Origin of the sequence: Thermogemmatispora sp. (genome assembly GCF_019683755.1) — a bacterium.
Lineage (GTDB): Bacteria > Chloroflexota > Ktedonobacteria > Ktedonobacterales > Ktedonobacteraceae > Thermogemmatispora.
The window spans coordinates 19,717-31,754 of the sequence record NZ_JADGHT010000013.1 but is presented as its reverse complement, the minus strand read 5'-3'; the positions used below and the strand labels follow the sequence as shown (position 1 = coordinate 31,754).

Here is a 12,038-nt window from a genome sequence, read left to right as displayed (position 1 = left end):
GCAGCGTGAAAGAGCGAGCGCGGCTCTCTAGGGCTTCATGTAGGAGCAAACGACGAAGGAAGGGAGAGAGGTAGGTCGGTCAGGTCAGTCGCTAGGTAGCCAGTGGCAGCAGGTGTCCGCTGCGGGGGCAGGCAAGCCGGGCATGACGGCCTCTGGGCTGTTGCTGTCAGCGCACCGACACCGGCGCGGGTTAGGCGCTGGGACGGACCGTCAGGCTCCCTGGTTTGGTGAGTCGTCTCCCGAACCCGAGACAGGACTGGATTGCGTAAGTGAGAGTTTTTCTTGCTGATAAAGGCACGCTCGTTCTTTCATGATCGTGGAGGTGTTGTACTATGAATATGACCGATCCCATCGCGGATATGCTCACCCGCATCCGCAATGCGATCATTGCGCGGCACACGCGGGTCTCGATTCCGGCCTCCAAGATGAAGTTGGCCATTGCGCGTGTGCTCAAGGAAGAGGGCTATATTAAAGATATTGAAGTGATCAAGGATAATCCACAGGGGACGATTCGCATCACTTTGCGCTATGTGGATAAGAAGCCGGTTTTGACGCAACTGCAGCGTATTAGCAAGCCTGGACGGCGTGTCTACACCAAGCGCAAAGATATTCCCCTGGTGCGGGGTGGGCTGGGGGTTGCCATTCTGTCCACTCCCAAGGGCGTGATGACGGGACGCAAAGCCTATCAGCTCGGTCTTGGGGGCGAGGTTATCTGTCACGTCTGGTAGACGGGAGGTTGACACGTGTCGCGTATAGGGCGTATGCCGATCCCGATCCCGCCGAAGGTCGAGGTCAGCTGGAACGAGGAGAATCTAGTCACTGTCAAAGGCCCCAAGGGTGAGCTCTCCCTCAAGGTCCCCCCGTTCCTCTCGCTGACCCTGGAGAATGGCACGCTCAAGGTGGCGCGCCAGTCCGATAACAAGCTGCATCGCTCGCAGCATGGCCTCTATCGTACGCTGATCAATAATATGGTGGTCGGCGTAACTCAGGGCTATAGCAAGCAGTTGGAGATCCACGGCACTGGCTACCGTGCCACCAAGATGGGCGATAACCTGGTGATCCTGGTGGGCTACTCTCACCCGGTGGAGGTTCCCCCACCCCCAGGGATCTCGTTCACGGTCGACGGGGTGGACCCCGTGACCAAAGCGACCAAGATCAGTGTGGTCGGGATCGATAAGCAGAAAGTGGGCGAAATGGCGGCTATCATTCGCCGCATCCGCGAGCCGGAGCCCTACAAAGGCAAGGGCATCCGCTATGCTGGCGAGCAGATTCGCCGCAAAGCTGGTAAGGCTGGCAAGACCGGCAAGGCCGGCGGTGGCAAGAAGAAGTAGATTGACCAGGATACTGCCTGGCCTTGCTCTGGGTTGACCAGCCCAGCAGACTGCTTGAGGGTCTTCGCTGACGGAGAGAAAATCTCTGCGCAGAAGAGGGACGTAGTGCCGATCACGTCCCTTGCAGCGCTGGTTATTCATTCTTTATTACTTTTAAAGAACAGGGGCATGTTCTCATGATCAAGACTTTCAATGCCAACAAGGCGCGGCTGCGTCGGCACCAGCGGATACGTCGCCGGGTTAAGGGCACAGCGGAACGGCCACGCTTGAATGTCTTCCGCAGCGCTCGTCATATCTATGCCCAGATTATCGATGATACTGTGGGACGGACGCTTGTGGCGGCTTCCTCGTTGGAGCCTGCTCTGCGCAATTTCCAGCCAGCGCCGCCTCCCGAGGCTGAAACGACAGCTCCTGCTGAGGCAGAGGCTGTTCAGGAGGAAACGGTGATTGTCGAGAGCGCCGCGGAGACGGCGCCCTCACGCAAGGCTGCTCGTGCTGCAGCGCGGGCCCAGGCTCAGGCGCAGCAGGCCAAGAGCGGCAAGGGCAGTCAGCAGCAGCGAGGCCGTCCCCCGACCCAAGTGAAAACCGTGCTGCCCAGTGCCCAAAAAGGCGAGAAAAAGACGCCGGTCGAGGCGCTGGCCGCCATTGCCTATAATCGCAAAGTCGCCATTGCGCGTGAAGTTGGCAAGTTGCTCGCGCAGCGCGCAAAAGAGAAGGGGATTGAGAAGGTCGTCTTTGACCGTGGAGGCTACGCCTATCACGGGCGCGTAGCCGCGCTCGCCGAAGGGGCGCGTGAAGGCGGCCTACAATTCTAGGTCAGATAGGTAGGCACGAGCACGAGGAGAGACATGCCGAGAATAGATGCATCAAAGCTGAACCTGGAAGAGATCGTGGTCGAAGTCACCCGCGTCTCCAAGGTCGTCAAGGGTGGGCGTCGCTTTAGTATCCGGGCGCTCGTGGTAGTGGGGGATCGCAATGGTCATGTTGGCTATGGCATGGGGAAGGCCGCTGAGTACACCGAGGCGATTCGGAAGGCCGCCGAGGATGCCAAGAAGCATTTGATTCATGTTCCTTTGACCGGTACCACTATCCCCTTCATGGTCAAGACGACCTTTGGGGCCTCGCAGGTGATGCTCAAGCCCGCCGCTCCCGGTACCGGTGTGATCGCCGGGGCGGCAGTGCGCGCCGTGGTGGAGCTGGCTGGCATTCGCGATATTCTGACGAAGGTGATTGGCAGCTCCAACCGCGCGAATACTGTTGGTGCTTGCATTGAGGCCCTGAAGGAGCTGCGCTCGCCCGAGGAGGTAGCGGCTCTGCGCGGAAAGACGGTCGTAGAGCTATTGGGGCGGCGCCGCGCCGAGCGGCTGGCGGCGGCGGCTGCCAGCGCGGCTGAGCAGGCGGCGGCTCTGCGGGCCGCTCGTGAGGAAGAGGCCCGTGAGCAGCGTGCCCTCCGTCGCGCCGCCCGCGAGCGCGCCGAACGTGCCGAGCGCCGCGCCGAGCGTCGACGCTAAGCCTCGCTCTGGGCTTGCTGCTGCGTGGTTCCTGCCGCTGAGCCGTCGGTCTGGCGGCAGATCAGGCGCGGCTCAGCCTGCGAGCCTCTGGAAGGAAGCGAGCACCAGACCCGTTCGTTGCCTTGAGGAGAAAAGAGGATTATGGCAAAGCTGCGCATTAAGTGGGTGAAGAGTGCGATCGGCTATGCGCAGGACCAGCGCGAAACTATCCGCTCGCTTGGACTGCGCAAGCTGCAGCAGGAAGTAGTGCGCGAAGATACACCCACCACTCGCGGAATGATTCAGAAGGTCAGACACCTGGTCAAGGTAGAGGAGATAGCGTAATGAGATTGTCGGATCTGCGACCAGCTCCTGGTTCGCATAAGCGGTCGAAACGAGTTGGGCGAGGACATGGCTCGGGACGTGGAAAGACCGCTGGCCGCGGTACGAAGGGCCAGAAGGCGCGCACTGGCGGAAAGGTGAGCCAGACTTTCGGTGGCGGTCAGACACCGCTTTCGCAGCGCCTGCCTTTCTTGCGGGGCATTGGTAATAGTAATGCGCCTTTCCGCAAAGAATACGCGATTGTCAATGTCGCCAGCCTGGAGCGCTTCTTTGAGCCGGGAGCCTATGTGACACCCGAGGCCCTGGCGGAGAAGCGGCTGCTCTCGCCGGCGGAGAGCCATGGCCTCGTCAAGATCTTGGGCGATGGCGAGCTACATCGTCCGCTAACGGTGCGGGCCCATAAGTTTTCAGAGAGTGCTCGGGCCAAGATCGAGGCCGCCGGTGGCAGCATCGAAGTGATTCCTATCAAGGTCTACGAGAAGACAAAGCGTCGGAAAGATCAAGGGAAATTGGCCCAGGGCGCGCAGGCTCAGGCCTGAGCGTACCGCCCGCCTGGGCCACTTCCTTCTTACTTAGGTACCTTTCTACCTAGCCTGTTCACCAGGCGGCAGGTCAGTCATTCTCTGACCGGCCAGCCTGGCCTGACGCGGTGAGCAGCAACCAGCCAAGCAGTGTGGTCTCTCATCTTTATGAGCCAAGACAATAGCCAATGACCAGCAAGGTCAGGGTTGCTCCTGGCCGGTATGGGAAGGACCCCGGCAAAGGACCCAGGAGCTGGCCCGGGGCCAGGAGGGAGGCTGCTTATCCGCGCGACGCCTGTTGTGAAAGGAGCCATCCATGTTAGGACGGCTGCTCAGTGTCTGGTCTATTCCCGACCTGCGCAAGAAAATCATCTTTACGCTGGTCATCCTGCTGCTCATGCGGGTGCTGGCCCATATCACAGTGCCATTGACCCATCAGCAGGAGCAAACGCTAGCCAGCCTCTTCACGAGCGGTCAAAACCAGAATCTAGGCCAGTTACTCGGTCTCCTGGACATCTTTTCGGGGGGCTCGCTCCAGACCTACTCAATCATTGCCATGAGCGTCTACCCCTACGTCACGGCGACCATCGTGATGCAGTTGCTGATGCCGATCATACCGGCGCTCCAACGTCTCATGGAAGAGGGGGAGGCCGGACGGCTCAAGTTTAGCCAGATCACGCGCATCATCACGGTCCCGCTGGCCTTTCTCCAGGCGCTGGGTAGCGCGGCCATCTTCGTGAAAGTGGGCGTTCTCGATGCCAGCACCTTCAGCCTCTTTGGCCCCAACTGGCTGCAGACGCTGGCCATTTTGCTCTCGCTGACCACAGGGACCATGATTCTGGTCTGGCTCGGCGAGCTGATCACCGAATACGGTATCGGCAATGGCATCTCCATCATCATCCTGGGCAACATTGTCACCCGCTTGCCCACCCTGGTGCAGCAGGGCTATCTTTCCAGCACCACCACGGGCGGCACGAGCAGCAGTATAATCAACCTGGTCGTGCTGGGAATTATCACGGTGGTGACGATTGCCGGCATCGTCTACATTTCCCTTGGGCAGCGACGTATTCCGATTCAATATCCCACCAAGCGCATTGTCGGACGAGGGATGCTGGTTGGCTCGGCGCAGACCACCTATATTCCGATGATGGTGAACAGCGCCGGTATGATCCCGCTGATCTTTGCTAACTCGGTCTTGCTCTTCCCCACCGCCTTCTCACAGTACCTGGCCAGTAGCAATGCCAGTTGGTTGACGACGGCGGCGAGCTGGGTCAGTAGCTACATTCTCAATACGACTCTACCGTGGTACTGGCTGGCCTACTTCCTGTTGGCGGTCGGGTTCACCTACTTCTATACCGAGCTGGTCTGGGATCAGCAGAATACGGCCGAGAATCTCCAGAAGCAGGGGGCGCACATTCCCGGCTATCGCCCGGGTGAGCAGACGCGTCTCTACTTAAAGAGGCTCCTGCGGAGGGTAACGTTTGGGGGTGCGCTCTTCCTGGGCATTCTGGCGGTGCTGCCCTATCTGGCCAGAACGCAGATGCTCAGCTCGACAGCCCTGCTAGTTGTCGTGGCTGTGGCGCTTGACACCATCAGACAGCTTGAAGCGCAGGTTGTGATGCGCAATTACTCGGGTTTCCTGTCGTAGGTCGGCGAGGTGCGATGTTGCACCTCGTCCGCTTCCATCGGAGGAGAAACGGTGCTGATCATTCTTATTGGCGCTCAAGGGTCGGGCAAAGGGACCCAGGCGGAAGCGCTCTCTCAGGAACTTGGGATTCCGCATGTAGCCAGCGGAGATCTGTTTCGTAAGGAAGTCGCTGAAGGCACTGAGCTGGGCCTCAAAGCCAAAGACTATCTGGATCGTGGCGAGCTGGTCCCTGATGAGCTGACTATCGCAATGATCCTGGGTAGACTGGCCCGTCCCGATTGTGCCAGGGGGGTCTTGCTAGATGGCTTCCCGCGAACCATTCCCCAGGCGGAGGCTCTGGATAAAGGGCTACAAGCCGTTCAGAGGCAGGTCGATCTGGCCGTTTATCTGGAGGTGCCACGTGAGGAATTAGTGCGGCGTCTGTCAGGCCGTTACATCTGCCGCGCCTGCCAGCATGTCTACAACATCTATAGCAAGCCACCCAAGGTTCCGGGTGTCTGCGATATCGATGGAAGCGAACTCTACCAGCGCTCCGATGATGTTGGTGAGGCAGTCGAGCGGCGCCTGGATATCTTCTTTAAGGAGACCATCCGCCTGCTCGACTACTACGCGGCTCAGGGGAAGCTGGTAAAGGTCAATGGCAATCAGAGTATTGACGACGTTCATCAAGAGCTACTCTCGACCATTAAACGCTATGACCAAGGTCTGCATGGGTCGGCCTGATTGATTTGAGAACGTTGGTTGATCTGTCCAATAAGAAGGGCTGGCGGCTGTGGCTCCGGCCAGTGAGCGCCAGCCCGGCCGCCCATGAGGAGAGTTGATAGTGGCGATTATCCTAAAATCAAAGGAAGAGCGCGAGCGAATTCGCGAGACGGGTCGCATTGTGGCTGCCATTCTGGCTGAGCTCCGCAGTGCTGTGCGTCCAGGGATCACCACCGGCGATCTGGATCGCCTGGCGGCAGAGGCGTTGCAGCGCTACGGAGCTAAATCAAGCTCTCTCGGCTATCACGGCTACCCTGGCCACCTCTGCACGTCTGTTAATGATGAGGTGGTGCATGGTATCCCAGGCAAGCGCGTGCTCCAAGAGGGCGATATCATTAGTATCGATTTTGCCGCCAACTACCAGGGATGGCACGCCGATGCAGCTATCACGGTCGGTGTCGGCGAAATTAGCCCTGAGTTAAAGCGCTTGCTCAAAGTGACTGAGGATGCCCTCTATCGCGGGATCGCGGCGGCTCGGGCTGGTAACCGGTTACTGGATATCAGTCGCGCTATTCAACAGTTTGTGGAGAGCGCTGGTTTCTCCCTGGTGCGCCAGTACGGAGGTCACGGCATCGGTCGCAGTATGCACGAAGATCCCCAGGTTCTCAACTACGTGGAGCCTGGGCTGCCCAATCCAGTCCTGCGGCCCGGTATGGTTCTGGCAATCGAGCCAATGGTGAACATGGGCGGCAAGGAGACGCGCGTCCTTGCTGATCGCTGGACAGTGGTGACGGCTGATCATAGTTACTCAGCCCACTTCGAGCATACGGTTGCTATCACTGAGGGTGATGCCGAGATCCTGACACTTTGACAACCAAAAAATAAGCGAGCAAAGAGGGAAGATCAGGTTGAAGGGAGCCAGTGCGCTGGGTCGCTGGTGCGCCCCAGCCTAAGCCCAGACTCAGACCCTGACGTCCTGTCTGCTTTGGGCGAGGGGATCGGGGCCGAGCAGATCAGCTCTCTGAGGCGAGGCCGCTGTCTACCTCGTTGCTCGGCGAGGATAGAGAGAGCCGTGCATTCGCTCGTAAAGGCAGGAATCTTTAGCGGTCTGTCAGGAAGCTGTGAGGTCTGGCGGGCACCTGAGCCTTCAGACACTGGCTCCGGTAAGGCTGAGTACCACCTTATCAGCCCTCTGGTCCTGATTGATCCACTAGCTCGACCGGTGTGATGAGCCACGTCGCGGCTAGTGCAACCGCTCCGTAGGGACGGCGTTTGCTCGCTCATCTGAGGAAAAAGGCGAAGGTTGACGACTCACTCTGGTAGAAAGAGAGTCTGCCCCTCGACTTTCTCAGAGGTTTGTGCTATAATTCGCAGTTGGTCGCAGCAGTCTTCCCTGCTGCTTTTTGCCACTCTGGAAAAGCACACAAGTCGTAGGGACAAACGACCTTCTCATAGAGAGCGAACTCGCCTTGTTTCCTCATATGCGGCGTAGTGCAGGAGTGGGTTACCTGTCTGCCTGCCTGGCTGGCTGGGCAGGTCCGTGGAAAGGTCCACTGCAAGGCAGGTCGGCCCGGCAGCCTCGTATGAGGAATCCTTATCCGCCGGTCAGCCAACGAGCTAGCCACCGCCAGCAGGAAGCGAGGGAGGGAGAGGAAGACGGCGGCAGAGTAGAGTGGGTGAGTGGGTCAAAGAGAGGCGGAGGTGGGTGGGGTGAGTGAAGTGGATCGTTTGCGCACAACCTGCTGTTGGAACGCTTCGATGAGCCACTGCAACAGGTGACGACGAAAGGGTGCTATGCCGAAAAAGGATGAGATCGAGGTGGAGGGCGAGGTGACCGAAGCCCTCCCAAATGCGATGTTCAGGGTCAAGGTCGACGAGAACCATGAGGTTCTGGCGACGCTGTCGGGACGTATCCGCATGAATTTCGTGCGCATCGTCCCCGGCGACCGGGTGAAAGTGGTGCTCTCGCCCTATGACCTGACACGGGGCCGCATCACCTGGCGCGTCAAGCCCTGACCGAAGCGGCTCCCTGGATCGCCGCAGCCGCAGAGGCAGATAAGAGAGAACCGGCCTTGTTGTTGCGCCGCTTCCTACTACGGCAAGGCGGGCGAGCTGTTTAGCATCAGCAGAGAGCAGACAGAGAGCAGATAGCATTGGGCCTGAGCCTGTAATAGCCTGGCTCGGCCTGGCCCACACACGTTGGCCCCGGCGCCTCGCTCCCATGTCACAGCTCAGATTCGTCTGTGCAGCTTCTGCATCATCAGGGATAGCTCCCGTGCTCCCCTGCCCCTTACCACCGCTGCGAGTGAGGCAGGGTGAAGCCAAACTGGCGGCTGCCCTTCCACGGCAATCTGAGCAAGCGGACGGCTCCAGCGCCAGGCCCAGCGAGGCGAGGGCAGGAGCAGGTCGAGAGAGAGCCAGCGCCTGTGTCGCGTCGGCACTCGCCCTTTCGTCTTCGATTGCCTGCTCCAGTCAGGCTGGTCTGACTCTGCGCTGCTGCGACCTCGTTTCTCTCGCTTGGCTCGACATGACTAGATGCTGCAGGCAAGCGCTTCGGCGCAACACGACAACCTTTGACAATGGCAAAGTGAAGAGCAGAAACGAAGGAAGGAGGGAGCCGTGAAGGTACGCGCCTCGGTGAAACCACGCTGCGAGCACTGCAAGGTCATTCGCCGCAATCGCGTGGTGATCGTGATTTGTACCAAGAACCCGAAGCATAAGCAGCGTCAGGGCTAGAGCGTGCTCGGGAAAGGGCGGCACCGTAGCGGTAATGGTAGCCGACAGACATTGGGCGGTCCGGCCTGGCTGCCGGATCAGGCTGAGCAGGCGGAGAACAACGGCTGCCCGCTTGCCCGTTAGCGATCGCCGCTCTGTGGCCTGTGTTGCCTTATCTTTGTTCGTTTGTCCGCGTTGTCTCTCGCGACAGGCCCGCTGACGGGAAGCCTCTCCTCCCCCGGCGAGCCTGCTGATCAACGAGCGAGCGCGCGGCGAGGTCTGGGGGGCGGTGGAGCGAGCAGGCACTACCAGCATACTCTGTCAGTGGTGGTCACGCACGAGACCGAGAGCTGGGCTTGTCAAGCGAAGCGCCTTGAGCACCAGACCCCGGCAGCGATCGCGCGAATTACCTATCAGTCAAAAGCGACGGTGTGAGCAGAAAAGCTCAGGCGAGGAGAAGAAAGGCGGGCCAGAGGCCAGGCCCAAGGCCCCGGCCTGTCTCATCTGGAGGAGAAGATGGCTAGAATTGCCGGAGTCGATATCCCACGCGAGAAACCGGTCGAGATCTCGCTGCGCTATATCTATGGGATTGGCCCTACGACCAGCCGGCAGATCCTGGAGAAGACCCATGTCAATCCCTCCAAGCGGGTGAAGGATCTGACCGAGGACGAGGTCAACCGTATTCGCGAGGTGATTGACCGCGAATATAAGGTCGAGGGCGATCTGCGGCGCGAGGTCGAGCAGAATATCAAGCGCCTGATTGAGATCGGCTGCTATCGCGGCCTGCGCCATCGCCGCAATCTGCCGGTGCGTGGCCAGCGAACACGAACGAATGCGCGTACTCGCCGCGGACCGCGGAAGACGGTGGCCGGCAAGAAGAAGGCTACAGCCAAGAAGTAAGCACGGCTGTCTCAGACGCGGCTTCCTCTCTTCCTGGCCGAGCGCTCTGCTCTGGTTGTCGTCAGCTCCAGCCCTCACGGTGGCGCTGGCCAGCCGGCGAGTAGAGAGCGGGTGATGGGAAGGGCTGAGCGAGCTGCCCGCGGTCTATTGCGTACGCTCAACCGGTTAGCAGGTGAGCATTTCTGAAAAACCTGAATAATAGGATAGAGCTGCAGGTAATTCCTGACAAGCAGACCGTCTCACCGGAGGTAGAGAGAAAGAGAACATGGCCGAGAAAAAGAAGCAGGCGGGTAAGCCGCGCAGGCGTGAACGTAAATCAGTGCCGCGTGGCCAGGCGCACATTCAAGCGACCTTTAATAATACGATTGTCACCATGACCGACCCGAATGGGAATGTCATTGCCTGGAGCAGTGCCGGCTCGCAGGGCTTCAAGGGATCACGCAAGAGCACTCCCTATGCGGCCCAGGTCGCGGCAGAGGCTGCCGCCCGGAAAGCGATGGAGCATGGCATGCGCCAGGTCGAGGTCTATGTTAAGGGGCCAGGCTCTGGTCGCGAGGCGGCGATCCGTTCACTGCAGGCCGCTGGTCTCAACGTTGTTTCGATCACTGATGTCACGCCGATTCCGCACAATGGCTGCCGACCGCCGAAGAGGCGTCGTGTGTAGGGGCGCTGTGCGATTGGACGTGTGAGGAGGATGAGCTAAAGATGGCACGCTATACAGGCCCTGTTTGCAAGCTGTGCAGACGTGAGGGGGTCAAGCTGTTTCTAAAGGGCGAGAAGTGCCTGACGAATTGTACTCTGGAGCGGCGCAACACCCGACCCGGTCAACATGGCGGCAGCCGCCAGCGCAAGCTTTCGGGCTATGGAGCGCAGTTGCGCGAGAAGCAGAAGATCCGTCGCACCTACGGCGTGCTGGAGCGCCAGTTCCGCCGCCACTATAATGAGGCGCTGCGCCGTCAGGGCCGCACGGGTGAGAATCTGCTCCAGATTCTGGAGATGCGCCTGGACAATCTGGTCTATCGCCTGGGCTTTGCCGATTCGCGGGCACAGGCGCGTCAGCTGGTCTCGCATGGCCATTTTGAGGTCAATGGCCGCAAGACAGATATCCCCTCGTTTGTGGCTAAGCCCGGGGATGTGATCACTGTGCGTGAGCGCAGTAAGAGCCTGGAGTACTTTAAGACACGCGCGCTCCAGCTTTCGCAGAAGGCTGTGCCAGGCTGGCTCAGCCTGGACATCGCGAACATGAGCGGGCGCGTGCTCTCGCTGCCGTCGCGCACCGATCTCGAACTGCCTTTTGAAGAGCAAATGGTGGTTGAGTATTATCAGGTTCGTTAGCCAGAAGAAGCAAAGCAAAGCTGTTGTAGGCGGTGGTAGTACAAGAAAGGCAGGTTAGAACCTTGCAAGACATCACTCTGCCTTCGCGCATCAGGAATACGAAAACCCAGGGCAATTACGGGTGCTTCGACATCGAGCCGCTGGAGGCGGGGTACGGCGTCACGGTAGGCAACGCTCTGCGGCGCGTGCTCCTCTCGTCGTTGCCGGGCGCTGCGGTGACGTCGATCCGCATCGAGGGGGTGCAGCACGAGTTTCAGGATATCCCCAACGTCATGGAGGACGTGACGGATATCGTGCTCAACATCAAGAAGCTGCGTCTGCGCTGCTTCTCGGACCACCCGGTGACGATGCACCTGAACGTCTCCGGTGAGCGCGTGGTGACGGCGGCGGACATCACGGCGCCAAGCACGGTGGAGATCGTTAACCCTGATCTCTACATTGCGACGCTGGATAACGAGAATGCGCGCCTCGATATGGAGATGGTTGTCGAGACCGGGCGCGGCTATGTCCCCGCCGATTCGAAGGAGGACCAGCCGATTGGGGTCATCCCGGTCGATGCCATCTACTCCCCAGTCGAGAAGGTGAACTTCACCGTGGAGCATACGCGCGTTGGCCAGATGACCAACTACGAAAAGGTGGTTCTGGAAATCTGGACCGACGGCACGATTACGCCCGAGGAGGCTCTGCGGCAGGGGGCCGATATCCTGGTGCGTCTCTTCTCGCAGCTCGCCAACTATCATACGACCCTGACGACCGAGCAGGAGAAACCGCCGCTAAGCAGTCTGCCGATTCCTCAGAAGATCTACGATACGCCCATCGAGGAGCTTGATCTCTCGGTGCGCGCTTATAACTGCTTGAAGCGCAGCAATATTACGAAGGTCGGCCAGATCCTCTCGATGAATGAGGAAGATCTGCTGGGCGTGCGTAACTTTGGCGAGAAGAGCTTGCAGGAGTTGCGTGATCGTTTGATTGCGCGCAACTTCCTCCCGACGAATCTGCGCGCCAGCACGGTCGGGGCCGAGATGAACGGCGATCACGAAAGGGAGGGTTAGTT

13 protein-coding genes and 3 pseudogenes are annotated in these 12,038 nt (G+C 59.5%); all 16 read left to right on the top strand.

The window, feature by feature from the left end:
• Nucleotides 1–332: 332 nt before the first annotated feature.
• Entirely contained in the window at nucleotides 333–728 is a 396-nt protein-coding gene (rpsH, locus tag IRZ24_RS02300; RefSeq protein WP_297160156.1) for a 30S ribosomal protein S8, read from the top strand.
• A 15-nt stretch (nucleotides 729–743) separates the two neighbouring features.
• Nucleotides 744–1,331 carry a 50S ribosomal protein L6 gene (gene rplF, locus IRZ24_RS02295; protein WP_297160154.1) on the top strand — a complete coding sequence of 196 codons (588 nt, stop codon included), beginning with the start codon at nucleotides 744–746 and terminating at the stop codon, nucleotides 1,329–1,331.
• A 176-nt stretch (nucleotides 1,332–1,507) separates the two neighbouring features.
• A pseudogene (locus IRZ24_RS02290) lies at nucleotides 1,508–1,702 on the top strand (50S ribosomal protein L18); the annotation flags it as partial.
• Nucleotides 1,703–1,990: 288 nt separating this feature from the next.
• Nucleotides 1,991–2,146: pseudogene (locus IRZ24_RS19735) on the top strand (50S ribosomal protein L18); the annotation flags it as partial.
• Nucleotides 2,147–2,179: 33 nt separating this feature from the next.
• A pseudogene (gene rpsE / locus IRZ24_RS02280) lies at nucleotides 2,180–2,677 on the top strand (30S ribosomal protein S5); the annotation flags it as partial.
• A 306-nt stretch (nucleotides 2,678–2,983) separates the two neighbouring features.
• Nucleotides 2,984–3,166, top strand: a complete 183-nt coding sequence (rpmD, locus tag IRZ24_RS02275; protein WP_297160152.1) for a 50S ribosomal protein L30 — start codon at nucleotides 2,984–2,986, stop codon at nucleotides 3,164–3,166.
• The gene (gene rplO, locus IRZ24_RS02270) at nucleotides 3,166–3,702 is read left to right on the top strand and encodes a 50S ribosomal protein L15 (protein WP_366914216.1); all 537 of its coding nucleotides are present in this window, start codon (nucleotides 3,166–3,168) and stop codon (nucleotides 3,700–3,702) included. The genes rpmD and rplO overlap by 1 nt, the downstream gene beginning before the upstream one ends.
• A gap of 298 nt (nucleotides 3,703–4,000) precedes the next feature.
• Entirely contained in the window at nucleotides 4,001–5,332 is a 1,332-nt protein-coding gene (gene secY, locus IRZ24_RS02265) for a preprotein translocase subunit SecY (protein WP_297160150.1), read from the top strand.
• A 51-nt stretch (nucleotides 5,333–5,383) separates the two neighbouring features.
• Nucleotides 5,384–6,055, top strand: coding sequence for an adenylate kinase (locus tag IRZ24_RS02260; protein ID WP_297160149.1), 672 nt, complete (start codon nucleotides 5,384–5,386; stop codon nucleotides 6,053–6,055).
• A gap of 100 nt (nucleotides 6,056–6,155) precedes the next feature.
• Complete coding sequence (gene map / locus IRZ24_RS02255) at nucleotides 6,156–6,905, top strand: type I methionyl aminopeptidase (protein ID WP_297160148.1); 750 nt, start codon at nucleotides 6,156–6,158, stop codon at nucleotides 6,903–6,905.
• A gap of 923 nt (nucleotides 6,906–7,828) precedes the next feature.
• Nucleotides 7,829–8,050: a translation initiation factor IF-1 gene (infA, locus tag IRZ24_RS02250; protein ID WP_112431578.1), complete on the top strand. Its 222-nt coding sequence runs from the start codon at nucleotides 7,829–7,831 to the stop codon at nucleotides 8,048–8,050.
• Between the two features lie 603 nt (nucleotides 8,051–8,653).
• On the top strand, nucleotides 8,654–8,770 hold the full coding sequence (gene rpmJ / locus IRZ24_RS02245; RefSeq protein WP_112431582.1) for a 50S ribosomal protein L36: 117 nt from the start codon (nucleotides 8,654–8,656) through the stop codon (nucleotides 8,768–8,770).
• Between the two features lie 495 nt (nucleotides 8,771–9,265).
• Nucleotides 9,266–9,649, top strand: coding sequence for a 30S ribosomal protein S13 (gene rpsM / locus IRZ24_RS02240; RefSeq protein WP_112431586.1), 384 nt, complete (start codon nucleotides 9,266–9,268; stop codon nucleotides 9,647–9,649).
• Between the two features lie 265 nt (nucleotides 9,650–9,914).
• Entirely contained in the window at nucleotides 9,915–10,313 is a 399-nt protein-coding gene (rpsK, locus tag IRZ24_RS02235; RefSeq protein ID WP_297160145.1) for a 30S ribosomal protein S11, read from the top strand.
• A 41-nt stretch (nucleotides 10,314–10,354) separates the two neighbouring features.
• The gene (rpsD, locus tag IRZ24_RS02230) at nucleotides 10,355–10,984 is read left to right on the top strand and encodes a 30S ribosomal protein S4 (protein WP_297160143.1); all 630 of its coding nucleotides are present in this window, start codon (nucleotides 10,355–10,357) and stop codon (nucleotides 10,982–10,984) included.
• Between the two features lie 62 nt (nucleotides 10,985–11,046).
• Nucleotides 11,047–12,036, top strand: a complete 990-nt coding sequence (locus IRZ24_RS02225; protein ID WP_112431592.1) for a DNA-directed RNA polymerase subunit alpha — start codon at nucleotides 11,047–11,049, stop codon at nucleotides 12,034–12,036.
• The last annotated feature ends 2 nt before the right edge of the window (nucleotides 12,037–12,038 follow it).